A 25,831-nucleotide genomic window follows, 5' to 3' on the forward strand; every position below is an offset into this window, starting at 1 on the left:
CGCCGGGTGCGCGGGGCGGCACGGGTCCGGCCCCGGCCTGCCCCATTCTCCGGGCCCGGCGCCAGCCCGCGCCCCAGATGCGTGCAGGGCGACTGGCACAAGCATTGCTTAACGTAGGCAACGACCCTGCGGGGTCCCGCAATTCAGCCGTGCAATGGCGCACCGAGGAGTTGTACGGACAAAGGCGTCCCCACATGCCGTTTCGAATCGCATTCGAAGCAGCATCGTGTGGACGCCTTTTTTGTTTTTCGCGCCGCCCCGGCGGCGCAACGGACGGAGTCACGATGAAAAAGCTCAAGCTGGTGATGGTGGGGAACGGCATGGCCGGTGTGCGCACGCTGGAAGAGCTGCTCAAGATTGCCCCCGATCTGTACGAGATCACGGTGTTCGGCGCCGAGCCGCACCCCAACTACAACCGCATCCTGCTCTCGCCCGTGCTGGCCGGCGAGCAGACCATCGACGAGATCATTCTGAACGACTGGTCCTGGTATGCCGACAACCACATCACGCTGCACACCGGCTTCACGGTGACCGACGTGGACCGCGTGCGCCGCGTGGTCAGCGCGACCAGTGCCGCAGGCGATGTGATCACCGCCGAATACGACCGCCTGATCATGGCCACCGGCTCGAACCCGTTCATCCTGCCCGTGCCGGGCAAGGACTTGAAGGGTGTGCTGGCCTACCGCGACATCGCCGACACCCAGGCGATGATCGACGCCGCCGCCACCTACAAACACGCCGTGGTCATCGGCGGCGGCCTGCTGGGCCTGGAGGCCGCCAACGGCCTCATGAAGCGCGGCATGCAGGTCACCGTGGTGCACGTGGCGGGCTGGCTCATGGAGCGCCAGCTGGACGACGTGGCGGGCAAGATGCTGCAGGATTCGCTGCAGCAGCGCGGCATGCAGTTCCTGATCGGTGCGCAGACGCAGGAACTCGTGGGCAACGCCGATGGCCGCGTGGCCAGTGTGAAATTCAAGGACGGCACCGAGGTGCCCGCCGACCTCGTGGTGATGGCCGTGGGCATCCGTCCCAACACCGCGCTGGCTGAAAAGATGCGTCTGCACGTGAACCGCGGCATTGTGGTGAGCGACACGCTGCAGACCACCACCGACGCACGCATCTACGCCGTGGGCGAATGCGCCGCGCACCGGGGCATTGCCTATGGCCTGGTGGCCCCGCTGTTCGAGCAGGGCAAGGTGCTGGCCAACCACCTGGCCGAGTTCGGCATCGGCCGCTACCAGGGCTCGCTGACCTCCACCAAGCTCAAGGTCACCGGTATCGACTTGTTCTCGGCCGGCGACTTCCAGGGCGGTGAAGGCACCGAGGAAATCGTGATGAGCGACCCCTTCGGCGGTGTGTACAAGAAACTCGTCATCAAGGACGACAAGCTGGTGGGCGCCTGCCTGTATGGCGACACGGTGGACGGCAGCTGGTACTTCAAGCTGCTGCGCGACGGCCGCAGCGTGACCGACCTGCGCGACAAGCTCATGTTCGGCGAATCGCATCTGGGCGACACCGGCCACCAGGGCCAGAGCAAGGCTGCCGCCATGCAGGACAGCGATGAGGTCTGCGGCTGCAACGGCGTGACCAAGGGCTCCATCTGCAAGGCCATCAAGGAAAAAGGCCTGTTCACGCTGGATGAAGTGCGCAAGCACACCAAGGCCAGCGCCTCCTGCGGCTCATGCACCGGGCTGGTGGAGCAGATCATCATGTTCACAGCGGGCGGCGACTACAGCGCCACGCCCAAGACCAAGGCCATGTGCGGCTGCACCGACCACGGCCACCAGGCCGTGCGCGATGCGATCCGCACAGCCAAGCTGGTGACCATCGCCGACGTGTTCAAGTTCATGGAATGGAAGACACCCAACGGCTGCGCCAGCTGCCGCCCTGCGGTCAACTACTACCTCATCAGCACCTGGCCCAAGGAGGCCAAGGACGACCCGCAAAGCCGCTTCATCAACGAACGCAGCCACGCCAACATCCAGAAAGACGGCACCTACAGCGTCATCCCGCGCATGTGGGGGGGGGAGACCACGGCCGACGAACTGCGCCGCATCGCCGACGCGGTGGACAAGTACAAGATCCCCACCGTCAAGGTCACGGGAGGCCAGCGCATCGATTTGCTGGGCGTGAAGAAGGAAGACCTGGTCAATGTGTGGAAGGACATCGGCATGCCCAGCGGCCACGCCTACGCCAAGGCCCTGCGCACCGTGAAGACCTGCGTGGGCAGCGAGTGGTGCCGAATGGGTACCCAGGACAGCACGCAGATGGGCAAGGACCTGGAGCGCGCCATGTGGCGCATGTACGCCCCGCACAAGGTCAAGTTCGCCGTGAGCGGCTGCCCGCGCAATTGCGCCGAGGCCGGCATCAAGGACGTGGGCATCATCGGTGTGGACTCGGGCTGGGAGATGTACGTGGCCGGCAACGGCGGCATCAAGACCGAGGTGGCGCACTTCTTCACCAAGCTCAAGACCGCCGAGGAAGTGCTGGAGTACACGGGCGCGTTCTGCGAGCTGTACCGCCAGGAGGGCTGGTACCTGGAACGCACCGTGCACTACGTGGACCGCGTGGGCCTGGACTACGTCAAAAAACGCATCCTCGAAGACCACGAAGGCCGCAAGGCCCTGTGGGAGCAGCTGCAGTTCGCGCTCGACGGCGAGCCCGACCCCTGGTTCGAGTTCGACAAGGCGGCGGTGGACACCCGCCAATTCGCCCCCCTGGGCGCCTGAGTCCCCACGGAGCACATCCCATGCAACGCAGAACCCTCCTGACCGCCGCGGCCTGCGGCGCCCTGGCCCCGCTGGGCAACGCCCACGCCCAGGTCACCGACCTCAACGACGCCATCAACAAGGCCGGGCGCCAGCGCATGCTGAGCCAGCGCGTGGGCAAGGCCTGGCTGGCCCTGTCCCACAAGGCCGACACGCCCACGGCGCGCCAGGTGCTGGGCCAGTCCATCGCGCTGTTCGAGCGCCAGCTGGCGGAGCTCAAGGCCTTTGCGCCCTCGCCCGCCATCCGCGAGACCTATGTGAAGCTGGAAACCGCCTGGGCCGCCCACAAGGTCACGCTGGCGGCCGAAACCTCGTCCGCCGACAACGCCAGCGCCATGCTGCAGGCCGATGCCAAGGTGCTGGCCCTGGCCCATCAGGGCACCACGCAGTACGAAGCCGCGCTGGGCAAGCCCGTGGGCCAATTGGTCAACGTTGCGGGCCGCCAGCGCATGCTGAGCCAGCGCATGGCCAAGTTCTACCTGGCCGCCATGCTGCCCGTGGACGCGGCCACCGCCACCACCGAGATCGCCAAGGCGCGCGGCGAATTCATCGCCGCCACCGAGCTGCTGCGCAACGCCCCCCAGGCCACCAGCCGCATCCGCCAGGAGCTGCAGCTGGCCGACGGGCAGTGGGTTTTTTTCGACGCCGCGCTGCAGCGCATGCAGGGCGGCGGCAACGTGAACCGCCAGGTGGCCGAGGTGTTCGTGGCCAGCGAGAACCTGCTCTCCAGCATGGACCGCGTGACCGGCCTGTACGCCGCGCTTTCCGCCTGAGCCCGGCTGTTCGTCCGGTACCCCGTCCCACGGCCCCACGCCCCCGCAACACAAAAAAAATCGAAGGAATCATCGCCATGACCATGACCACGACCACCCCCGCCGACTGGAAGCTGATCTGCCGCGTGGACGACATCCCCGAGCTGGGCTCGCGCCGCGTGGCGCGCCCCCAGGGCCTGGACGTGGCCGTGTTCCGCAACGATGCCGGCGGCGTGTTCGCGCTGCTGGACCGCTGCCCGCACAAGGGCGGCCCGCTGTCGCAGGGCATCGTGTTTGGCACCCACGTGGCGTGCCCGCTGCACAACTGGACCATCGGCCTGTGCGACGGCCAGGCCTCGGCGCCCGACGAAGGCTGCACGCCGCGTTTCGCCGTGAAGGTGGAAGACGGCAGCGTGTACCTGGACGCCACGGAACTGGCCTCGCACGCGCTGGACCTGGCACGGCCGCTGGCCGGGCCCGCGCGGCGCGGCGTGGCGGCGTGAAGAAGAAGCCCCGGAGCCAGCTCCGCGCCAGAAGGCCTGTCGCCCGAAAACGCTAACAAATTCATAGCTTTCAGCGCTTACCACACAAGCGCTGGAGCACAAAAACACCGGAATCCACGCCATGCAAGAAACCAAATCCACCTGCCCCTACTGTGGCGTAGGCTGCGGCGTGATCATCGAAAGCGACGGCCCCCAGATCACCGGCGTGCGGGGCGACCCGGACCACCCCGCCAACTTTGGCCGCCTGTGCACCAAGGGCTCGACCCTGCACCTCACCGCCAGCAGCCCCATCACGCTGCAGACCCGGTTGCTGCAGCCGCAGCAACGTCTGCAGCGCAGCGATGCTCCACGCGCCATCTCATGGGACACGGCCCTGGGCCTGGCCACCGAGAAGTTTGCCCACACCATCCAGCAGCACGGCCCCGACGCCGTGGGCTTCTACGTGAGCGGCCAGTTGCTGACCGAGGACTACTACGTCTTCAACAAACTCGCCAAAGGCCTGATCGGCACCAACAACATCGACACCAACTCGCGCCTGTGCATGAGCAGCGCCGTGGCGGGCTACAAGCAGACGCTGGGCGCCGACGCACCACCCGCCTGCTACGACGACGTGAAACACGCGCAGTGCCTGTTCATCGTGGGCAGCAATGCGGCCTGGGCGCACCCCATCCTGTTCCGCCGCATCGAGGACGCGCGCGCCGCCAACCCCGGCATGAAGGTCATCGTGGCCGACCCGCGCCGCACCGACACGGCCGGCATGGCCGACCTGTTCCTGCCCATCCAGCCCGGCAGCGACGTGATGCTGTTCAACGGCATGCTGCACATCATGCTGTGGGAAGGCTGGATCGACGCCGCCTTCATCGGCGCGCACACCACGGGCTTCGACGAACTCAAGGCCCTGGTGCGCGACTACACACCCGAACGCGTGGCGCAGACCTGTGGCATTTCGGTGGCCGACCTGACCACCGCCGCCAAGTGGTTTGCGCAGTCCAAAGCCACGCTCAGCCTGTACTGCCAGGGCCTGAACCAGAGCAGCAGCGGCACGGCCAAGAACGCAGCGCTCATCAACCTGCACCTGGCCACCGCGCAGATCGGCAAGCCCGGCGCGGGCCCGTTCAGCCTGACCGGCCAGCCCAACGCCATGGGCGGGCGCGAGGTGGGCGGCCTGGCCAATCTGCTCAGCGCCCACCGCGACCTGACCAACCCGCAGCACCGCGCCGAAGTGGCCGCGCTGTGGGGCGTGGCCGATGTGCCCAGCAAGCCGGGCAAGACGGCCGTGGAGATGTTCCAGGCCGCTGCCGACGGCGAGATCAAGGCCCTGTGGATCGCCTGCACCAACCCCGCGCAGAGCATGCCCGACCAGGCCACCGTGCGCCGCGCGCTGCAGCGCGCCGAGTTCGTGGTGGTGCAGGAGGCCTTTGCCACCGCCGCCACCGCGCAGTACGCCGACCTGTTGCTGCCCGCCACCACCTGGGGTGAAAAAACCGGCACCGTGACCAACAGCGAGCGCCGCATCTCGCGCGTGCGCTCTGCCGTGCCCGCCCCCGGCGAAACACGCCACGACTGGGCCATAGCGGTGCAGTTCGCGCACCAGCTGGAGGCCCGCCTGCGCCCCGGCCAGCCCACGCTGTTCCCCTACGCCACTGGCGACGCCGACCAGGGCGCCGAAACCGTGTGGAACGAGCACCGCGAAAGCACGCGAGGGCGCGACCTGGACATCACCGGCCTGTCGTGGGAGATGCTCGAATCCCAAGGGCCACAACAGTGGCCGCTGCCCGAGGGCGCCACCACCGGCAAGGCGCGCCTGTACGAAGACGGCGTGTTCCCCACCGCCGACGGCCGCGCACGTTTTGCCCCGCACGCCTGGTTGCCCACGGCCGAACAACGCGAATCGCGCTACCCCTTCAGCCTGACCACGGGCCGCCTGCGCGACCAGTGGCACGGCATGACACGCACCGGCACGCTCGGACGCCTCTTCGGCCACGTGGCCGAGCCCAGCGTGCAGCTGCACCCGCAGGACATGGAGCGGCGCGGCCTGAAGAACGGCGACCTGGTCTATGTGACAAGCAAGCGCGGCACCATCGTGGTGCCCGCGCAGGCCGACACCACGGTGGGCCTGTCGCAGGCCTTCATGGCGATGCACTGGGGCAGCGAGTTCTTGAGCGGCTGCTCGTCCACCGGCGAGCGGCTGGCGGGCGTGAACGCACTCACCACCTCGGCCTACTGCCCCACGTCCAAGCAGCCTGAGCTCAAGCACGCGGCCGTGAAGGTGCTCAAGGCCGAGCTGCCCTGGACGCTGCTGGCCATGGCCTGGCTGCCCGCCAGCAGCGCCCAGGCCACGCGCGAGGCGCTGTCCGCGCTGATGGCGCAGTTTCCGTTTGCCAGCTGCGTGCCCTTCAGCAACAACACGCCGCTGGGCGAACCCGGGCGCGAGCGCGTGGGTGTGCTGCTGCGCGCCGCCGCGCACGAAGCCCCGCCGGACGCCACGGTGGAACACATCGAAGCCCTGATGGGCCTGGCCACCACCGACACGCTGCGCTACGCCGACAAGAAACGCGGCCAGCGCCGCGCCGCGCGGCTGGCACGCCACGGTGACACCACCACGCTCGAAGGCATCGTGCTGGCGGGCGACACCAGCGCCGAGGGCTGGCTCAAGACCCTGCTGCAGGAAGAACTGCCCGCGCAGACCTACGGCCGCCTGCTGCTGGTGCCCGGCGCCAAGGCCCCCGTGGCCGTGCAGTCGCGCGGCAAATCGGTGTGCACCTGCTTCAACGTGACGGACACCGCCATCACCGCCGAGCTGGCGCGCTGCCACGGCACCGACGACGACCGCCTGGCCCAGCTGCAAGGCAAGCTGCTCTGCGGCACCAACTGCGGCTCGTGCCTGCCCGAACTCAAGCGCATGGTGCGCGCCACCGGCCCATTGGCGGCCAAGCCCCTGGCGCAGGCCACCATATAACCAAAAGTTCTCTGGGTTGCAGGAAAATAGCGGCTCAGTTCCCCCTAGAACCCCCACAAGGACTTGTGCAACAGGGCTCCAGCTAGGCATTTTCGGCGCAGACAGTACGCCTGTACGGCAAGCCGAAATAACGACGCTGGAGCCCTGTTTCACAAGTACAAGTCCCGCAAAAAAATACCATGGGCATCAGTCAGTACATCAAGGAGATCGGGCGCGGCGCGCGCGGCGCCAAGCCGCTCACGCGCGCGCAGGCCACGGATCTGTTCGGCCAGGTGCTGGATGGGCAGGTGAGCGACCTGGAGATCGGCGCCTTTTGCCTGGCCATGCGCATCAAGGGCGAGACGTCCGAGGAGATGTGCGGCTTTCTCGATGCCACGCACCAGCGCCTGGCCCTGCTGCCCGCCACCGACCGACCGCTCATCGTGCTGCCCAGCTACAACGGTGCGCGCAAGCTGCCCGTGCTGACGCCGCTGCTGGCCCTGCTGCTGGCGCGCGAGGGCCTGCCCGTGCTGCTGCATGGCATGCGCACCGAGGCGCGCCGCATTCTGGCATCGGATGTGCTGCTGGCGCTGGATGTACATGCGCTGACAGCTCCTGAAAAAATAGCAAACGGCAGCGTGCGCCACATCCATACCCAGCACCTGCACGCGGGCCTGGCGCGCCTGCTGGCCGTGCGCGAGGTGGTGGGCCTGCGCAACCCCGGGCACAGCGTGGTCAAGCTGATGAGCCCGTGCGCGGGGCCCTCGGTGGTGGTCACGGCCTACACCCATCCTGAATACTTCGAGATGCTGCAGACCACCTTCCACACGCTGGGCATGAGCGCGCTGCTCTCGCGCGGCCTGGAAGGCGAGGTCGCCACCGACCCCCGCCGCACGCCCCGCTACGACGGTTTCGTGAACGGCGTGCACAAGGTGCTGGAAGCGCAGCAGCCCGGCACGGCCAGCGAGGTGCCGGGCCTGCCGGCCGAGATCGACGTCGCCACGACCGCCACCTACACGCGCCGCGTGCTGGCGGGTGAGTTGCCGGTTCCACCCGCGATTGCGCGCCAGGTGGAACATATCTTGCAACTTGCCGATCAAACAGTTTCGGAGACATCCCCATGAGCCGCCCCACACCCCCCGCCACCCTGCCCCCCTCCAAGCCCCACCTGGGCACCGGCGGCAGCTGCACGCTGGTCGGCGCGGGCCCGGGCGACCCGGAGCTGCTGACGATCAAGGCCCTCAAGGCGATCCAGGCAGCCACCGTGCTGCTGGTGGACGACCTGGTGAGCGATGCCATCGTGGCCCACGCATCTCCCACGGCACGCATCATCTACGTGGGCAAGCGCGGCGGCTGCAAGAGCACCCCCCAGGCCTTCATTGAAAAGCTGATGCTGATGGCGGTGAACGAAGGCGAGAACGTGGTGCGCCTCAAGGGTGGCGATCCGTTCATCTTTGGCCGTGGTGGTGAAGAAGTGGAGCACCTGCGCGCCGCCGGTGTGCCCGTCACCGTGGTCAACGGCATCACGGCGGGCCTGGCGGGCCTGACCTCGCTGGGCGCACCGCTCACCCACCGTGAGCATGCCCACGGCGTGGTGTTTGTCACCGGCCACGCCAAGCCCGGCGACGCGGGCACCGACTGGCGCCAGCTGGCCGCCACGGCCCGCGACGCCAGGCTCACGCTGGTGATCTACATGGGCGTGAGTGGCGCTGCCACCATCGAGCAGGAGCTGCTCACCGGCCTGCCGGCCGACACCCCCGTGGCCATCATCCAGCACGCCAGCCTGCCGCACCAGCGGCAGGCCGTCACCACGCTGGGAGCGCTGCATGCCACCATCACCCACGAAGGGCTGGCCAGCCCGTCGGTGATCGTGGTGGGCGATGTGGTGCGCGGCGTGGCCCTGGCATCGCAGGACGCTCCCCTGGCGCGCCGCGCCGTGTAGGCCGAGGACGCCACGCCGCCTCCCCACGGTCCCGGCCGGGGCCGCCGCACCGTGCGCCCCACGGCCAACGGCACACCGCTGGCGGTCCCATCGTTCCCCCGCACGGCGGCCATCCGGCGGCCACGCGCTGGCCCGGCTATTGCTTGAAGTATGTATCTGAATGCAATGAGCACAAGGACCACCATGGCAGCCTATTCCCTCTCCCCACGCCCGGGCACGTCCGCACCGCCTTCCACCCTGCCCATGCCTTCGCCACCGGCGGCACGCGATGCCGAGATGTCGCTGGTCAACCTCGCCGCCCGCCAGCGCATGCTGTCCCAGCGCATGGTGCTGCAAACCGTGCTGGCCGCCGGCGGCAGCGACCTGCACCTGAAGGCCGCGCGCGGCACCCTGGCCCTGTTCACCGCCAGCCAGGCCCGGCTGGTGGACACGCCCCGCCATTTCAACGCTCCCGACGCCGACCGCATCCGCAAGGTGTATGGGCAGCCCGGAGGCGTGGGCACCGTCATCGATGCCTTTGCCCAGCAGGTCGCCACCGCGCTGGACCTGACGGAGCGCCGCAGCCCACGCGTCGAGGAAGTGCTCGCGCGGCTGGTGGAGGCCACCGACGGCGTGCTGGAGGCACTCAACACCGCCACCACGGTGTTCGACCAGGTGGGCAAGGCCCAGTCCGAAACCCTCATGAAGGAACTGGCGGGCATCGTGGAGTCCATCCAGACGGTGGCCCGCGAGGCCAAGGTGGTCAGTTTCAATGCGCAGGTCATGGCGGCGCGCGCGGGCCAGCACGGGCGGGAATTTGCCGTGGTGGCGAACGTGCTTTCGGGCATCACCCATGAAATCGACGGCCTTTCGCTGCAGGCCGTGTCGCTGGCAGGCCGCACCCGCAACGCGGCCTGACCCCCATTCCGCAAAGATGGCGCGAACGTCCCGGAAGACCGCGAACAGCCTCTTACAATTGGCATCCATGGAAACGCCGCCGGTGCGCGGGGCGCCCACACTGCGAGAGCGCAGGCCCGCCCGCCAGGGGCCTTCCCGCTGACTGCCAGACACAACACCATTTTCGGGAGATGCGCGAGCCATGAAGATCACCACCCTGTGCAAGAGCCTGGCGTTGGCCGGCTGCCTGCTGGCCAGCGCCAGCGCGGCCTGGAGCTACGAAATCAACGCCGGCAAGGTGCTGGACGGTGCGGGCAAGGCCATCCAGCTGCGCGGCGTGAACTGGTTTGGCTTCGAGACCAACAACCATGTGGTGCACGGCCTGTGGGCACGCAACTGGACCGACATGATCACGCAGATGCAGGCGCAGGGCTTCAACGCCGTGCGCCTGCCCTTCTGCCCCGCCACCTTGCATGGCTCCGCCACGCCCAGCAGCATCGACTACGGCCGCAATGCCGACCTGCAGGGCCTGTCGGCCATCCAGGTGATGGACAAGGTCGTCGGCGAGCTGAGCAACCGCGGCATGTATGTGCTGCTGGACCACCACACCCCCGATTGCCAGACCATCAGCGAGCTCTGGTACACCCCGGGCTACAGCGAGCAGCAGTGGATCAGCGACCTGACCTTTGTGGCGCAGCGCTATGCGGGCGTGCCCGGCGTGATCGGCATCGACATCAAGAACGAACCCCACGGCGCGGCCACCTGGGGCACCGGCAACAACGCCACCGACTGGAACCGCGCGGCCGAGCGCGCCGCGGCGGCCGTGCTGCAGGTGGCGCCCCAGTGGCTGATCGCGGTGGAAGGCATCGGCGAAAACCCCAGCTGCTCGGGTGGCAACGCGCACTTCTGGGGCGGCAATCTGGAACCCCTGGCCTGCACGCCGCTGAACATCCCGGCCAACCGCCTGCTGCTGGCGCCGCACACCTACGGGCCGGATGTCTACGTGCAGCCCTACTTCAACGCCTCCAACTTCCCGAGCAACATGCCGGCCATCTGGGACCAGCATTTCGGCCAATTCGTGCAGGCGGGCTATGCCGTGATGCTGGGCGAGTTCGGCGGCAAGTTGGGCCGTGGCGATGCGCGCGACGTGCTGTGGCAGAACGCGCTGGTGGACTACATGGTCGGCAAGGGCATGCGCAGCGGCTTCTACTGGTCGTGGAACCCCAACAGTGGCGACACCGGCGGCATTCTCGATGACGACTGGACCACCGTGCGCGCCGACAAGGTCCAGTTGCTGCAACGGCTGTGGGGCGATGCAACCACCCCGGCGCCCACACCAACCCCTACGCCGACTCCGACCCCCACCCCGACGCCAACGCCCACCCCGGCCGCGAACTTCTCCGTCCTGCAGACGACGGACAGCGACTGGGGTTCCGGCTATTGCCAGCGGGTCCAGATCGTGAACACGGGCACCACCCAGGGCAACTGGGCCATCACCGTCCCGGTGAGCGGCACCGTCAACAACCTGTGGAACGCCACCTGGTCCCAGGCGGGCAGCAACCTCAACGCCTCTGGCGTGGACTGGAACAAGACGCTCTCTCCCGGAGCGGCGGCCGAATTCGGCTTCTGCGCCGTCCGCTGATCATCACCCCGCGCCGCCGTCGCGCGGCGGCGCGCATACCGCCAGCCAGCCCGTCCATCAAGCCGTCAGGTGCCCGCCGACTCGCGCACCTGCTGGAAGCGTTGCGCCAGCTCTTTGCGCAGCGCCTTGCGCAGCAGGGCCGCTTCCCAGCGGCGGCGTTCGTCGGCCGTGGACGGCGACAGCGCCGGCACCGTCACCGGCTTGCGCGATTCATCCACCGCCACCATGGTGAAGAAGCAGCTGTTCACATGGCGCACCACCTGCGAGCGGATGTCCTCGGCCACCACCTTGATGCCGATCTCCATGGACGATGACCCCGTGTAGTTCACGCTGGCCAGGAAGGTCACCAGCTCACCGACATGGATGGGCTGCAGGAACATCACCTGGTCCACGCTGAGCGTGACCACGTAACACGCCGAATACCGGCTGGCGCACGAATAGGCCACCTGGTCCAGCAGCTTGAGAATGGCGCCACCGTGCACATTGCCCGAGAAATTGGCCATGTCGGGCGACATGAGCACGGTCATGCTGAGTTGGTGGGAAGGGATGTTCATGCCGCGATTCTAGGGGCCGCACCGTCTCGGCGGCACAACGCCACGGCCGCTACACTCCCGCCACACAAGCCAGTTCAAGGCACCTGGTGCCGGAGGGAAAACATGCTCGAAATCGACAAGCTCAATGAATTCACCGAAAGCCACGGCGCGCTGCGCACGGGGCGCGGACTGGTGTCGGGCGTGATCGCGCTCACGCTCGCGATCCTGTGCTTCCTGGGCGTGCTGGCCTTCCACTTCCCCGAATACCTGACCACGCCACAGCTGCGCAAGAGCTACGACGTGACGGTGATCCGCACCATCATGCTGGCGGCCATGGCGATCGCGGGCGGCATCTCGCTGGTCAACATCCTGTTCAACCGCTCGCGCTGGCTGGCCACGTTTGCCTTCGCCATGGTGGCGCTGGCCGCCTTCCTGGGCGGCCACAAGGTGGAGGTGGACCCGAACTTTCCCGACAACACGCCCTACATCGGCCTGGACTGGTTCATCCTCGACCTGCTGGGCAGCTCGCTGATCTTCATCTTCATCGAGAAGCTGTTCGCGCTGCGCAAGGACCAGCCCATCTTCCGCGCCGAGTGGCAGACCGATTTCCACCACTTCATCGTGAACCACATGGTGGTGGGCTTCGTGCTGCTGGCCACCAACCTGCTGGTGCACAAGTTCTTCGGCTGGGCCGCCAACGACGGCATCCGCGGCTGGGTGCAGGGCCTGAACTTCTGGGTGGCGCTGTTCCTCATCGTGCTCGTGGCCGATCTCGTGCAGTACTGGACACACCGCGCCTACCACGAGGTGCCGCTGCTGTGGCGCCTGCACGCCGTGCACCACAGCGTGAAAAGCATGGACTGGATGGCCGGCTCGCGCCAGCACATCCTGGAGCTGCTGATCACGCGCACCCTGGTGCTCGCGCCCATCTACGTGCTGGGCTTTTCCAAGGAAGTGATCGACGCCTATATCGTGGTCGTCGGCTTCCAGGCGGTGTTCAACCACGCCAACGTGAGCGTGCGCCTGGGGCCGCTGCGCTACGTGCTGGTCACGCCCAACTTCCACCACTGGCACCACAGCCAGGACCAGGAGGCGCTGGACAAGAACTACGCGGCGCACTTTGCTTTTCTCGACTACCTGTTCGGCACCGCCGTGAAAAGCACCAAGCTCTGGCCCGAGCACTATGGCGTGCTGGGCGACTACGTGCCCAACGGGTTCGTCAAGCAGTTCAAGTTCCCGTTCACCTGGAAAGGGTGAGGCGGGTTCGTCCGACGCACTACGGCTTGCCGAGCTCGGCTTCGAGCGACTTCAGCTGGTTGCGCAGCTCGTTGGTTCGCGCCTCGCACGCGGCCTTGTCCTTGTCGGCACCGGCGGCGCGCTCCTGCGCGAACTGGGAGCCTGAGGCCAGGGTGCTGCGCCGCAGCGGGCCGGCGTGGGCCACGGCGGTATCCGGCGCCGTGGCCGCACATTCCTGCTGGCTGCGCTCGACGGCCGCGCGCGCCTGGGGCACGCCCTGGTTCTGCAGATAGTGCTTGCGCTGCCAGGTCGCGCCGAAAGCGCCTTCCTTCGCGGTGGAAGGGGCAGGCTGCACGGGGGTGGCGCCCTGCATGGCGGGCCGCACCTCGACCTTCTCGCCCTGGCCCGGGCAGGGCCCGTCCTGGAACGACACCTTGCCATCGGCGTCCGTGCATTTGTTGATGGCCCAGGCCGGGGCCAGAAAGCCCAGCAGCAGCAGGGCGCAGGCGGCATAGCGGATCGGATTCATGGAACAGTCCTTGGCGGATGGATGGCGCATGCTAACGCCCCGCGCGGCCAGTCCCCCGGGCGACGGTGCTTGCGGGGAAACCCCGTGGCCGCCCGCGCGGCAACCTTCCTACCATGGGCTCCCCCTGCCGCCCCTGGAGACCCCATGCCCGTTGTGCCGCCCTCCGACGCCCGCCTCGCCCTTGCCGCCAGCGCCGCCCGCGCCCCCTTCGGCCCACGCCGCCGCACCCTGCTGTGCTGGGCCGCCGCCGCGCTGTCGCCACTGCCGGCCATGGCCCAGGCGCAGCCCCGCGCAGACGTGAGGGGCGACATCCTGATCGGCAGGTCCACCGCGCTGTCGGGCGGCATGGCACCGTTTCTGCAGCCCATCCATGAAGGCCAGGATGCCGCCATCGAGGACGCCAACGCCAAGGGCGGCATCGGGGGACGCAAGATCCGCCTGGTGACCATGGACGATGGCTTCGACCCGCGCCGCACGCTGGAAAACGCCGTGCAGCTGAGTGAAAAAGAAGGCGTGGTGGCCCTGTTCGGCGTGTCGGGCACCTCGCAGGTCATCGGGCTGCTGCCCTACCTCGCGCAGGCCAGGCTGCCGCTGATCTCCGTGTACACCGGCAGCCCGGCGGTGCGCGCGCAGCAGCACCCGTACCTGTTCACCACGCGCGCCAGCTATGCCGATGAGCTGGTCAGGATCGTGCGCAACCTGGTGGCGGTGCAGACCCTGCGCATTGCCGTCGCCTACGAGAACAACGATTTCGGCAAGCTGCTGCTGCCGCTGGTTGAAAAAACGATCGCGGCCGAAGGCGCCACCATGGCGGGCTCGCACGCGCTGGACCCCAAAGGCCAGGACGCCGCCGATGCCGCCAAGGCGCTGGCCGCGCACAAGCCACAGGCCGTGCTGCTGGTGGCGGCGGGCCCTCCGGTGGTGGCGTACGTGCGCGCCAACCGCGCACACCTGGGCGTGCCGGTGTATACCTTGTCGCTGGGCGCGGGCTCGGCGGTGCTGCGGGCGCTGGGCGAAGACGCGCGCGGCCTGGCCGTGGCACGCACGGGCCCCTCGCCCAGCCGGCCGACCATCGCGCTCACGCGGGACTTCCAGGCGTCGATGAAGCGCCACGACAAGCCCGTGGACTACGACCGCTACACCGGCTACATGGATGCGCGCGTGCTCATCGAGGGCCTGCGCGCAGCGGGGCCCGGCGTGACGCGCGCGAGTCTGGTGCAGGCCATGCAGGGGCTGGGCAACCTGGACCTGGGCGGCTACGGCTACCAGTTCAGCGCACAGAACCACCACGGCTCGAACTTCGTGGACATCGCGGTGGTGGGCTCGGGTGGCGTGTACCGGCAATAGGCACCGGTTCGAGGGGCCTACCCGCCCCGTGCGAACGCTGCGGCGACAATGGCGGCCCGCCAACGCCGCCTTCGCCCCACCGTGCCCCACGCTTCCTCCCCTCCATTCGACGTAGTCATCATCGGCGCCGGCGCCGCCGGCCTGTTCTGCGCCGCCCAGGCGGGCCAGCGGGGCCTGAAGGTGCTGCTGATCGACCATGCCGAGAAGGTGGCCGAGAAGATCCGCATCTCGGGCGGCGGGCGCTGCAACTTCACCAACCGCGACCTCGATCCCGCCGCGCCCCACAAACACTTCGTGGGGCAGAACCCGCAATTTTGCCGCTCGGCGCTCTCGCGCTACACCCCCGCCGACTTCATCGCGCTGGTACAAAAACACGGCATCGCGTTCCACGAAAAACACAAGGGCCAGCTGTTCGCCGACCGCTCGGCCGAGGACATCATCGCCATGCTGCTGGCCGAGTGCGCGGCGGGCCAGGTGACGCACTGGCAGCCTTGTGCGGTCAAGAATATAGTGTTTTCAGCCCCTGGCGCTGATCCATCAAGCGCTGGCAGCTATCAAATTGATACCGACCGGGGCCCGGTGCGGGCGCGCTCGCTGGTGATCGCCACGGGCGGGCTGTCCATTCCCAAGATCGGCGCGACCGACTTCGGCTACCGGCTGGCGCAGCAGTTCAACATCCCGCTCATCGAACGCCGCCCGGGTCTGGTGCCGCTGACCTTTGATGGCGCGGGCTGGGCGCCGTATGCGCAACTCGCGGGCTTGGCGCTTCCGGTGCAAATCAGCACCGGTGCCAAGAAAGCCCGTATGGCCTTCGACGAAGACCTGCTGTTCACCCACCGCGGCCTCTCAGGCCCGGCCGTGCTGCAGATCTCCAGCTACTGGCAGGAGGGCACGCCGCTGGCCATCGACCTCGCGCCCACGGTGGATCTGCCCGCCGCGCTGGCGCAGGGCAAGGCCCGTTCGCGCAAGCTGATTGCCAACGAGCTGGCCGCCCTCGTCCCGGGCCGCCTGGCGGACGCCTGGGCCCAGCGCGAGGCCGACTGGCAGCGCCCCATCAACGAGGCCAGCGACAAGGCCCTGGCGCGGCTGGCCGAACAGCTGGCGCGCTGGGAGCTCACGCCCACCGGCACCGAGGGCTACAAGAAAGCCGAGGTCACGCTCGGCGGCGTGGACACGCGCGTGCTGTCGCAGCAGACCATGGAGTGCAAGACGCAGCCGGGCCTGTACTTCATTGGCGAAGTGGTGGACGTGACGGGCTGGCTGGGCGGCTACAACTTCCAGTGGGCCTGGGCCAGCGCCCATGCCTGCGCGCAGGCGCTGCCGCTGGCGGCGCATTGAGGCGGCGGAGGACGCCTGTGCAGGTGGCTCCCCGGGGATGGCTCCTGCACTCCGGTCAGACACACAAACAAACGCTTTACCAGCCATGGGGAGCCTCGGCATGGACGGATTCGAACGCGCGGAGAGGTGGCAAGCGGCTGCCACGGCCACGGGCGCGCTGATCGCCCTTGTACCGGCCGCAAGCATGGCCGGGAATATCTTCATCGCGATCCTTGCGGCACTGGGCATGGGGTCGCTGGCCGGGGGCGCGGTGATGGTGCGGTGGCTGCTCACCGAAGAAGGTGACGCCTACCTGCGGGCCGACTCGCGCATTTCGGGCCGTTCGACCTCTCGCCTCTCCCTGTGTCTGGGCAATTTCTCGCCAGGCGTCCTCCTGGTCGGGCTCGCTGTTGCGCTGCACATCCGGCTCGCATGATGGGGACCACGGCGGCATTGAGGAGACATCATCCGGCCAGCGAGGCTGGCTGAATGCACTCGGAAGCCAGCCCGCGCACTGGCGCGCCATGGAGCACGCAGTGCTGCAATGCCCAGGCGAGCAGGGCCTCGGGCGGCAGCGGGCGGCTGAAGTGGTAGCCCTGCAGCTCCTCGCAGTCCAGCGCACTCAGCACCTGGGCCGTGGCCAGGTCTTCCACGCCCTCGGCCACGATGCGCAGCCCCAGCGTGTGGCCCAGGGCGATGATGGCCCGCGTGATCGCCATGTCGGCGGGGTTGCTCAGCATGTCGTGCACGAAGGACTTGTCGACCTTGAGCCGGTCGATGTCAAAGCGCTTCAGATAGGCCAGGCTGGAGTAGCCGGTTCCGAAATCGTCGATGGACAGCTGCACGCCCAGCGACTTGAGCGCGGCCAGCTGCTGCTCGGCCGCGTGGGCGTTGTCCATGAGCTGCGACTCGGTGATTTCCAGTTCGAGCCGGTGGGCGGGCATGCCGGTGCGGGCCAGCAGCGCCTCGATGTCGGCCACCAGTTGCGGGTCCGCCAGTTGCGCGGCCGAGAGGTTGACCGAGATGGAGACGTCCGACAGCGGGTGGGCCGGCGCACGCCCGGCGGGATGGCCGGCGGGCGGTGCCTGCCAGCGCGCCCACTGCTCGCAGGCCTGCTGCAGCACCCAGCCGCCCATCGCGCGGATCATGCCGGTCTCCTCGGCGATGGGGATGAACTCGCTGGGCGGGATGGCGCCCAGCGTGGGGCTGTTCCAGCGCAGCAGGGCCTCCACCCCCAGCAGGCCGCCGCTCTTGGCGCTCACCCGGGGCTGGTAGTGCAGGCTCAGCTCATGGCGCTCCAGCGCGCGGCGCAGGTGCTGTTCCATGGACTGGCGGGCCAGCGCGCGCTGGTCCGTTTCGGCCGAATAGAACAGCGCCATGTCGCGGCCCGTGGTCTTGGCCTCGTACATCGCCGCATCGGCGCGGCGCATCAGCTCGTCGATGTCGCCGCCGTCCTCGGGGTACACGGCGATGCCCACGCTGCATGACACATTGAGTTCATGCCCCTCCACCGGGTGGCTCTGGCGGATGAGGGGGATGAGGCGCCGCTCCACGAGCTGCTGCACGTCCTCGCGCCCGGCCACGTCGCGCATCACCACCACGAACTCGTCGCCGCCCAGGCGGCTGACGGTGTCGCGGCTGCGCACGGCCTGCGTGAGGCGCCCGGCCACCGAGCGCAGCAGCCCGTCGCCGATGTGGTGGCCCAGCGTGTCGTTGATGGCCTTGAAGCGGTCCAGGTCGATGAACAACACGGCGACCTTCTCGCCGGTGACGCTGGACTGCGCCAGCGCCAGCTGCAGGCGCTGCACGCACAGCGAGCGGTTGGGCAGCTCGGTGAGCACGTCGTGGTGCGCAAGGAACTGGATGCGTTCCTCGCTGCGCTTGCGGTCCGTGATGTCGATGGCGATGCCGATGTGGTTGGCCACGGCGCCGCCGCCCTTGCCCTCGCGCACGGCCGACACCATGAGCCAGGCCGGGTAGGTTTCGCCCGAACGGCGGCGAAACCGCACCTCGCCCTGCCAGGACTCCTTGTCGAGCATGGTGCGGCGGATCTGGGTGGACAGGGGCTCGCCGCCGGACTCCTCCAGCAGGAAGCCCAGGTCTTCGCCCAGCACCTCGTAGAAGTCGTAGTGCGTGCTGCGGCAGAACGCCTTGTTCACGCTGATGATCTGCTGGTCGGCATTCATGATGATGATGCCCTCGGACGACGCCTCGAACACCTTGGCCCACAGCTCCAGGCGCTGCTCCATGACCTTGAGCACGTTGATGGGCGTGAAGGCCGTGAGCACCGAGTCGCGCCCCTGGAACTGCAGCCGCCGCGCCGACAGCACCGCCCAGGAGGGCTCGGGGCTGCCCTTCCAGCGCACCTCGAACTCGTCCACCGAGCCCTGGTCCGCCAGGCGCTGGAAGAAGCGCGCGCGCACGCCCGGCTCCAGCCCGGCGGCCCAGGGGTCGGTCTTGCGGTCATTGAGCCAGTGGGCGGCGGGGGCGTTGGAATGCAGCACCTCGTGCTCGGGGATGGAGGTGACGACCATGGGGATGGGGAAGGCCTCCACCAGCTCGCGCTGGGCCTCGGCCGCGCGGGCGCTGGCCGCCAGCTCCTGCTGCAGCAGGCGTTCGCGGTCCAGCTGGGCCAGCATGTCGTTGAAGGCCGTGACCAGCCGGCCGATCTCGTCGCTGCTGCTCCAGTGGGCCCGCAGGGTGTGGTCGCCGCTCTTGCGCACCTCATCGGCCACGCGCGCCAGTTGCTGCAGCGGCTTGGCGATCTGCCGGGCCACCAGCGTCACCAGAGAGAGGATGCAGCCCAGCAGCACGAGCGCGGTGCCCAGGTGCAGCCACATGCGCGCGTACAGCCCGTCCACCCGGCGGTTGAGCAACCGCTCCAGGTCGACGATGCCCACCGCCCAGGCATCGCGCAGGGCGCCCAGCACCTGCGCCTGCTGCGCCCCCACCTGGGCCAGGGTCAGGCGCGATTCGCCCGCCGCCACGCCCTGCAGCAGCGCCTGGAAGCTCTCCAGCGAGGCCTTGAGCGCCTCGCGCTGGCCCATCAGGGCCGTGCGCATCTCGGGAGAGCCCGCGATGAAGGCCTGGTTGTAGTCCGACTCGATGCCCTGCATCACCGCGTCGAGCCGGCCCACCAGCGTGAGCAGTTCGGAGGACCACTGCGGCCCGCGCCCCGCGGGCGCGGCATGGAGAAACACCACGGTGTCGTGCACCGCCTGCAGCAGCTCGGGGAAGCGCAGCACCACCAGCGACATGCCGTAGTAGCTGTCCAGGTCCGGGTCCAGGATCAGGTTGGACTGGTTGCCCACGGTGGTGAGCAGTTCTCGGCCGTCGCGCAGCAGCTGGCTGCGCAGCCGGGTGAGGGACGGCGCATCGGTGGCCGCCAGCGGGTGGGCGGCCAGCTGCTGCAGCACCCCGCTGAAGCGCTCGCCCTGCTCCTCGGTATGCAGCTGCTCGTCGTGGGCCGCACGCACGCCCGCCAGCCGCTCAAGAACGTCCGCCACGAGCGGCGGCTGCTGGGATGCATCGAGGAACTGCCCCATGAGCCCGTCGCGCAGCACCGCCGCATAGGTGGTGCCCACGATTTCCTTGCGCGTGAAATCGATGGCCACGTACTTTTCGTGGATCAGGATGCTGGAGACATAGATCACCGCCGACAGGTCGAGCAGATAGATGAGCATGAGCTTGCGGCCCACACTGAGGCGGCCCAGCCAGCCCGATACGCGGTGCATGAATGCCATGGTGTCTGCGGCGAAGGCCCGCCCGGGCGGATGACCCGGGCAGCCCACCGACGGTGGAAGATGAGTGTTACAACATGAAGCAATTTCCACGCCATTTCGCCGATCCGCCTGCGATGCGCCCGATTCGCCGACGCCGCGCCCCCCGGAGAGTCGGCGCGACCCTGCCAGGGAGCCCGTGCCGGGCGATTGGCGGAGCCCCGCCGCCCGTGCCGCGAGAGGGGGGAAGCACGAAGCACCCCAAGGCGGAACCCGCTTCAGCTATAATCTCCGGCTTTGCTGGCAATGCCCCGTCGGCCAAATACTAGTTACAGACGGGGAAACCGCCACGCACGGTCTTGAGGCCCGATCTCCCCAAGACCCTCTGCGGGCAACATTTTGGAAACCATTAGCTAATGACTACGATCCGCGTAAAAGAAAACGAACCCTTTGACGTCGCCCTGCGCCGCTTCAAGCGCACCATTGAAAAGCTCGGCCTGCTGACCGACCTGCGCGCCCGTGAGTTCTACGAGAAGCCCACCGCCGAGCGCAAGCGCAAGAAGGCAGCCGCCGTGAAGCGCCACTACAAGCGCGTTCGCAGCATGCAACTGCCCAAGAAGATGTACTGATGGATCTTCGGCCCCAAGCCTTCTTGCTTGGGTCCCAGAACCCGCGCTAGGGACGCCAAGCGCGGGTTTTTGCTTTTTTGGGCTTGCACAAAGCCCCTCTGGCGTCGTTGCAGCGCCTTGCCGTAGCAAGAAGACTACTGTCTGCGGCGCTGCGCCTGGCCAGAGGGGCTTTGTGCAAACCCTCCGTCCCTGTCTGAAACCCCATAAAAAGGAAGCCATCATGAGCCTCAAGGACCAGATCACCGAAGACATGAAGACCGCCATGCGCGCCAAGGACAGCGAGCGCCTGGGCACCATCCGCCTGTTGCAGGCCGCGATGAAGCAAAGGGAAGTGGACGAGCGCATCGTGCTGGACGATGCGGCCGTGGTCGCCATCGTGGACAAGCTCATCAAGCAGCGCAAGGACTCGATCACCGCCTTCGAGGGCGCGGGCCGCCAGGACCTGGCCGACAAGGAGAAGGCAGAGATGGCCGTGCTGCAGGCCTACCTGCCCGAGCGCATGTCGGCCGACGAGACCCTGGCCGCCGTCAAGGCCATCGTGGCCGAGCTGGGCGCCGCGGGCCCGGGCGACATGGGCAAGGTCATGGGCGTGGTCAAGACCCGCCTGGCCGGCAAGGCCGACATGGGCCAGGTGTCCGCCGCCGTCAAGGCCGCGCTCGCCGGCTGACCGCCCGCCTCGCCACCCGGCGATTTACTATCAATTCAATAGCTGCCAGCGCTTGATCGACAAGCGCCGGTGGCTATTTTTACTTGAAATATCGCATCCACGCGCTCCTTGGCGCACCCGCTCAGAAGCGCACCACCACCTTGCCGAACGCGCCGCGCTGCAGGTGCGCGAAAGCAGCCGGCGCTTCGTCGGCGCCATACTCGCCCGCGATCACCGGCTGCAGCCCGGTGGCATCCACCGCGCGCACCAGGTCCTCCAGCGCGCGGCGGTGGCCCACACCAATGCCCTGCACGGTGGCCCGCCCCAGCAGGAAGCTGTAGACCGACGCACTCACCGTGTCGCCGGCCAGGGTGCCGATGACCGACACGCGCCCGCCGTGGCGCAGCGCCTGCATCGACCGGCCCAGGTTGGGGCCGCCCACCGTCTCCAGCACATGGTCGGCGCCCTGCCCCCCGGTCAGCGCCCGCACCTGCGCGGGCCAGTCGGCCTCGCGCGCCAGCGCATGGGCGGCGCCCAGGGCGAGCACCTGTTCGCGCTTGCCCGCATCGCCCGAGACCACGATGGGCACGGCCCCGTGCTGGCGGGCGATCTGCACGCCGAACAGTGCCACGCCGCCGGTGCCATGGATGAGCACGGCCTGCCCGGCGCGCACGTGGCCGGTCTCCACCAGCGCGAACCAGGCCGTGAGCCCGGCGATGGGCAGGGTGCTCGCGGCGGCGGCGCCCAGCGTGGCCGGCGCGGCCACCGCCCAGTCCGCCTCCAGCAGCACGTGCGAGGCCAGCACGCCCGGCCCCGGCGCGCCCAGGGCCACGGCAGCGGCAGGGCGCTCGCCCTCCAGCCAGCCGCCCCAGAAGGTGCTCAGCACCCGGTCGCCGGGGCGCCAGCGGGTGATGCCCGCGCCCACGGCCAACACCGTGCCGGCCAGGTCCGAGGCGGGGGTGAACGGAAATTCCAGCGGCATGCCCATGCCGTCCTGCGCCATCAGCAGGTCGCGGTAGTTGAGGGCCACGGCCTCGGTGCGCACCAGGATCTGGCTCGGCCCGGGCGCGGGCATGGGCACCTCGGTGCGCTCCAGGTGGGCGAGGCCGAAGCGGGGCAGTTGCCAGCGCTGGAGGGTGGCGGGTGTGTCGTGCATCGTCGAGTTCCAGGGAAAGAAAGGGATTTCGATGCTATTGGCGCTTCATGGATGCCAGTGGTTCTTATTTTTCCCATGGCTGGATAGCAAAATTCTCCAATGAACGAACGTTTGCAGGGAATCGAGGCCTTCGTGGCGGCCGTGGAGGCCGGCAGCTTCGCGCTGGCGGCGGCGCGGCTGCACCGCACCCGCTCGGCGGTGGGCAAGGGCATCGCGCGGCTGGAACAGCGGCTCGGGGTGCGGCTGTTCCACCGCACCACGCGCAGCCAGAGCCTGACCGACGACGGACAGGCCTACTACGAACGCTGCCGCCGCGCGCTGGCCGAACTCGACGCGGCCGATGCCGCCGTGGAGGCCGGCCGCCACGAGCCCGTGGGCACCCTGCGCATGAGCATGCCGGCGCTGTTCGGCCGCGCCTGCGTCGCGCCCGTGCTGCTGGGCCTGGCGCGCGAGCACACCGGCCTGCGGCTGGACCTGCACTTCAGCGACCGGCGGGTGGACCTGGTGGAAGAGCGGATCGATCTGGCCATCCGCAGCGGGGTGCTGGACGACAGCAGCACGCTCGCGGCCCGCCCGCTCGGGCATCAATGGATGGGCCTGTATGCCGCGCCGGACTACCTGGCGCGGCACGGCCGGCCGGCAAGCTGGGCGGCGCTGCAGGCCGAGGCGCCCCGCCACGCCTTCGCCAGCTACGGACGCGACGACGGGCTCAAGCCCTGGCACTACCGCGATGACGCCACGGGCGAGCCGCGCACGTTCGCGGTGCCCGCGCGCGTGCGCTGCGACAGCCTGGAAGTGGTGGCCGCCACGGCGGCGGCGGGGCTGGGCATCGCGCGGCTGCCCAAGTGGCTGGCGGCCGAGCCGGTGGCGGCCGGCACGCTGGTGAAGGTGTTCGACGAGGCGCGCCCCTTCGGCTACGAGCTGCACGCCGTCTGGCCCCAGGCGCGCGCCCTGCCACGGCGCACGCGCGTCGTCATCGACGCGCTGGCCGCGCAGCTGCCCGCGCTGCTCGGGACCCGCTGAACGGCGGGCGCGGGCCGCCGTGGGGCGGCACCGGCAGCGGCGCCCGCGCCGCGCCGGCCCATGGCAGCCCCGGCCGGCCTCAGGCCGTCCCGGGCATGCCCTGCAGGCGCCCCGCTTCCTGGCGGAAGTACACCTCCAGGAACTCCACGCACACCCGCACCTTGGCCGAGCGGTCCAGCCGCGTGGGGTACACGGCCCAGACGTTGGCCTCCTGCCGCCAGTCGGGCAGCACCTGCACCAGCCTTCCCGCACGCAGGTGCGCCCCCACGTCCCACAGCGAACGCAGCACGATGCCGCGCCCGTCCACCGCCCACTGCACCGCCATCTCGCCGTTGTTGGCCGACAGCGGGCCGCGCACCTTCACCGTCTCGTCCACCGCGCCGCTGCGCAGCCGCCACACGCCGAACGGGTGGTCGCGCTCCTTGATCACCAGGCAGTCGTGGCTGGACAGCTCCGCCAGCGCGCGCGGCGTGCCGTGGCTCGCCAGGTAGGCGGGCGCCGCGCACAGCACGCGGTGGTTGTCCGCCAGACGGCGGGCGATCAGGTGCGGAGCGATCTCGTCGCCCACGCGCACGTCCAGGTCGAACCCTTCGCCGGCCACGTCCACCAGCCGGTCGAACACTTCCAGCCGCACCTGCAGGCCGGGGTGCTGCTCCACCAGCCGCGACAGCGCGGGCGCCACGATCTGGCGGCCAAAGCCAAAGCTGCTGCTCACCCGCAGCTGACCACGCGGCTCGCGCCGGGTGATGGCCACCTCCTGCAGCAACTGATCCATGTCGTCCAGGATGCGCTGCGCCCAGTGGAAGACACGCTCGCCCTCCTCCGTCACGGCCACGCGCCGCGTGGTGCGGTGCAGGAGCTTCACGGCCAGTTCCTGCTCCAGCAGGCGGATGCGCTTGCTCACGTACGCGGGCGAGGTGCCCAGCTCCGCCGCCGCGTCGCCAAAACTCGATTTGCGCACCACCACGGTGAACACGCGCAGGTCGTCGGTGGCCGGATTTTTATGCACGATGTGTGAAGAATATGAGCACAGTTGCCGGATTGTATTTTTTGCCGCACTGCCAAACAATCCGTGCTGATTCCCCCTGGCTTTCTTTTCCCTTCTTTCTCTTCCCCAGGCACCAAGGACCCCGAATGAGCACCAACACCCCCTACAAGATCGCCGTCATCCCCGGCGACGGCATTGGCAAGGAAGTCATGCCCGAAGGCCTGCGCGCGGTGCAGGCCGCCGCCCAGCGCTTCGGCATCCCGCTGGAGACCACCACCATCGACTGGGCCAGCTGCGACTACTACGCCGCCCACGGAAAAATGATGCCCGACGACTGGAAAGCCCAGCTCTCGGGCATGGACGCCATCTTCTTCGGCGCCGTCGGCTGGCCCGCCACCGTGCCCGACCACGTCTCGCTGTGGGGGTCGCTGCTCAAGTTCCGCCGCGAATTCGACCAGTACATCAACCTGCGCCCCGTGCGCCTGTTCGAGGGCGTGCCGTGCCCGCTGGCGGGCAGGAAGCCCGGCGACATCGACTACTACGTGGTGCGCGAGAACACCGAGGGCGAGTACACCTCGCTCGGCGGCATCATGTACGAAGGCACCGACCGCGAGATCGTGATCCAGGAATCGGTCTACTCGCGCCATGGCGCCAACCGCCTGCTGAAGTTCGCGTTCGACCTGGCCCAGAGCCGCCCGCGCAAGCACGTGACCCTGGCCACCAAGAGCAACGGCATCGCCATCAGCATGCCCTGGTGGGACCAGCGCGCCGAGGAAGTCGCCAAGGCCTACCCCGAGATCACGCTGGACAAGCAGCACATCGACATCCTCACCGCGCGCTTCGTGCTGCAGCCCGGGCGCTTCGACGTGGTGGCCGCCACCAACCTGTTCGGCGACATCCTCTCCGACCTGGGCCCCGCCACCACGGGCACCATCGGCCTGGCGCCCTCGGCCAACCTGAACCCCGAGCGCACGTTCCCCAGCCTGTTCGAGCCCGTGCACGGCTCGGCGCCGGACATCTACGGCAAGAACATCGCCAACCCCATCGCGATGATCTGGTCGGGCGCGCTGATGCTGGACTTCCTCACCCAGGGCCAGGGCGCGGGGCGGCAGGCGCACGATGCGATCGTGGCGGCCATCGAGGAGGTCCTGCGCAGCGGGCCGCGCACGCCGGACCTGGGCGGCTCGGCCGACACCACGCAGGTGGGCGCGGCCATCGCGGCGCTGGTTTCCAAGGGGTAGGCCCTCGCCCCGCGCCCCCGGGGCGCGTGCCCTCGCACGGCATTTG

General features: G+C 68.7%; 21 protein-coding genes. 16 read left to right on the plus strand and 5 right to left on the minus strand.

Annotated elements, in window-relative coordinates; translation table 11 throughout:
* Window positions 1–284: 284 nt before the first annotated feature.
* The 8 genes from nirB (at window position 285) to AC07PV_RS07485 (ending at window position 11,421) form a co-directional block, all read left to right on the plus strand.
* Complete coding sequence (gene nirB / locus AC07PV_RS07450) at window positions 285–2,729, plus strand: nitrite reductase large subunit NirB (protein ID WP_494629840.1); 2,445 nt, start codon at window positions 285–287, stop codon at window positions 2,727–2,729.
* A gap of 20 nt (window positions 2,730–2,749) precedes the next feature.
* Window positions 2,750–3,541, plus strand: coding sequence for a type IV pili methyl-accepting chemotaxis transducer N-terminal domain-containing protein (locus tag AC07PV_RS07455; protein WP_218293867.1), 792 nt, complete (start codon window positions 2,750–2,752; stop codon window positions 3,539–3,541).
* A gap of 83 nt (window positions 3,542–3,624) precedes the next feature.
* Window positions 3,625–4,023, plus strand: coding sequence for a nitrite reductase small subunit NirD (gene nirD, locus AC07PV_RS07460; protein ID WP_218294442.1), 399 nt, complete (start codon window positions 3,625–3,627; stop codon window positions 4,021–4,023).
* Window positions 4,024–4,144: 121 nt separating this feature from the next.
* Window positions 4,145–6,982 carry a nitrate reductase gene (locus AC07PV_RS07465; protein ID WP_494629841.1) on the plus strand — a complete coding sequence of 946 codons (2,838 nt, stop codon included), beginning with the start codon at window positions 4,145–4,147 and terminating at the stop codon, window positions 6,980–6,982.
* Window positions 6,983–7,161: 179 nt separating this feature from the next.
* Window positions 7,162–8,085: a DNA-binding protein YbiB gene (ybiB, locus tag AC07PV_RS07470; RefSeq protein WP_494629842.1), complete on the plus strand. Its 924-nt coding sequence runs from the start codon at window positions 7,162–7,164 to the stop codon at window positions 8,083–8,085.
* Window positions 8,082–8,903, plus strand: coding sequence for a uroporphyrinogen-III C-methyltransferase (gene cobA, locus AC07PV_RS07475; RefSeq protein ID WP_218293864.1), 822 nt, complete (start codon window positions 8,082–8,084; stop codon window positions 8,901–8,903). Before ybiB ends, cobA begins: the two co-directional genes overlap by 4 nt.
* A 183-nt stretch (window positions 8,904–9,086) precedes the next feature.
* Entirely contained in the window at window positions 9,087–9,800 is a 714-nt protein-coding gene (locus tag AC07PV_RS07480; protein ID WP_494629844.1) for a methyl-accepting chemotaxis protein, read from the plus strand.
* A 181-nt stretch (window positions 9,801–9,981) separates the two neighbouring features.
* The gene (locus AC07PV_RS07485; RefSeq protein ID WP_218340622.1) at window positions 9,982–11,421 is read left to right on the plus strand and encodes a cellulase family glycosylhydrolase; all 1,440 of its coding nucleotides are present in this window, start codon (window positions 9,982–9,984) and stop codon (window positions 11,419–11,421) included.
* Window positions 11,422–11,486: 65 nt separating this feature from the next.
* On the opposite strand, the gene AC07PV_RS07490 is transcribed toward AC07PV_RS07485, so the two are convergent.
* A complete protein-coding gene (locus tag AC07PV_RS07490; protein ID WP_218293861.1) occupies window positions 11,487–11,975 on the minus strand; it encodes an acyl-CoA thioesterase in 489 nt (162 codons plus the stop codon).
* A gap of 102 nt (window positions 11,976–12,077) precedes the next feature.
* On the opposite strand from AC07PV_RS07490, the gene AC07PV_RS07495 reads away from it, so the two are divergent.
* Window positions 12,078–13,211, plus strand: coding sequence for a sterol desaturase family protein (locus AC07PV_RS07495; protein WP_218293860.1), 1,134 nt, complete (start codon window positions 12,078–12,080; stop codon window positions 13,209–13,211).
* Window positions 13,212–13,230: 19 nt separating this feature from the next.
* On the opposite strand, the gene AC07PV_RS07500 is transcribed toward AC07PV_RS07495, so the two are convergent.
* Window positions 13,231–13,719 carry a DUF4124 domain-containing protein gene (locus tag AC07PV_RS07500; protein ID WP_218340621.1) on the minus strand — a complete coding sequence of 163 codons (489 nt, stop codon included), beginning with the start codon at window positions 13,717–13,719 and terminating at the stop codon, window positions 13,231–13,233.
* 144 nt (window positions 13,720–13,863) lie between these two features.
* Between AC07PV_RS07500 and AC07PV_RS07505 the strand changes: the two genes are divergently transcribed.
* The 3 genes from AC07PV_RS07505 to AC07PV_RS07515 all read left to right on the plus strand — a co-directional run bounded on the left by AC07PV_RS07505 (window position 13,864) and on the right by AC07PV_RS07515 (window position 16,819).
* Window positions 13,864–15,066 (plus strand): ABC transporter substrate-binding protein, encoded by a 1,203-nt coding sequence (locus AC07PV_RS07505; protein ID WP_494629845.1) that lies wholly within the window; start codon window positions 13,864–13,866, stop codon window positions 15,064–15,066.
* 48 nt (window positions 15,067–15,114) lie between these two features.
* Entirely contained in the window at window positions 15,115–16,404 is a 1,290-nt protein-coding gene (locus tag AC07PV_RS07510; protein ID WP_494610381.1) for a BaiN/RdsA family NAD(P)/FAD-dependent oxidoreductase, read from the plus strand.
* A 100-nt stretch (window positions 16,405–16,504) separates the two neighbouring features.
* Window positions 16,505–16,819: a hypothetical protein gene (locus tag AC07PV_RS07515; RefSeq protein WP_494594490.1), complete on the plus strand. Its 315-nt coding sequence runs from the start codon at window positions 16,505–16,507 to the stop codon at window positions 16,817–16,819.
* Window positions 16,820–16,847: 28 nt separating this feature from the next.
* Here the strand turns inward: AC07PV_RS07515 and AC07PV_RS07520 are convergent, their stop codons facing one another.
* Window positions 16,848–20,126 carry an EAL domain-containing protein gene (locus AC07PV_RS07520; RefSeq protein ID WP_494629846.1) on the minus strand — a complete coding sequence of 1,093 codons (3,279 nt, stop codon included), beginning with the start codon at window positions 20,124–20,126 and terminating at the stop codon, window positions 16,848–16,850.
* 392 nt (window positions 20,127–20,518) lie between these two features.
* Here AC07PV_RS07520 and rpsU point away from each other — a divergent pair, with 392 nt between their 5' ends.
* A complete protein-coding gene (rpsU, locus tag AC07PV_RS07525; RefSeq protein WP_005799779.1) occupies window positions 20,519–20,731 on the plus strand; it encodes a 30S ribosomal protein S21 in 213 nt (70 codons plus the stop codon).
* 220 nt (window positions 20,732–20,951) lie between these two features.
* Complete coding sequence (locus AC07PV_RS07530; RefSeq protein WP_218293854.1) at window positions 20,952–21,398, plus strand: GatB/YqeY domain-containing protein; 447 nt, start codon at window positions 20,952–20,954, stop codon at window positions 21,396–21,398.
* Window positions 21,399–21,519: 121 nt separating this feature from the next.
* On the opposite strand, the gene AC07PV_RS07535 is transcribed toward AC07PV_RS07530, so the two are convergent.
* Window positions 21,520–22,533 (minus strand): zinc-dependent alcohol dehydrogenase family protein, encoded by a 1,014-nt coding sequence (locus AC07PV_RS07535; RefSeq protein ID WP_494629847.1) that lies wholly within the window; start codon window positions 22,531–22,533, stop codon window positions 21,520–21,522.
* Window positions 22,534–22,632: 99 nt separating this feature from the next.
* Between AC07PV_RS07535 and AC07PV_RS07540 the strand changes: the two genes are divergently transcribed.
* Entirely contained in the window at window positions 22,633–23,556 is a 924-nt protein-coding gene (locus AC07PV_RS07540; protein ID WP_369641880.1) for a LysR substrate-binding domain-containing protein, read from the plus strand.
* Window positions 23,557–23,635: 79 nt separating this feature from the next.
* Here the strand turns inward: AC07PV_RS07540 and AC07PV_RS07545 are convergent, their stop codons facing one another.
* Complete coding sequence (locus tag AC07PV_RS07545) at window positions 23,636–24,565, minus strand: LysR substrate-binding domain-containing protein (RefSeq protein WP_492245529.1); 930 nt, start codon at window positions 24,563–24,565, stop codon at window positions 23,636–23,638.
* A gap of 125 nt (window positions 24,566–24,690) precedes the next feature.
* Here AC07PV_RS07545 and AC07PV_RS07550 point away from each other — a divergent pair, with 125 nt between their 5' ends.
* On the plus strand, window positions 24,691–25,785 hold the full coding sequence (locus tag AC07PV_RS07550) for a tartrate dehydrogenase (protein ID WP_492245528.1): 1,095 nt from the start codon (window positions 24,691–24,693) through the stop codon (window positions 25,783–25,785).
* Window positions 25,786–25,831: the final 46 nt, after the last annotated feature.

Source organism: Acidovorax sp. GW821-FHT09A11 (genome assembly GCF_059418365.1).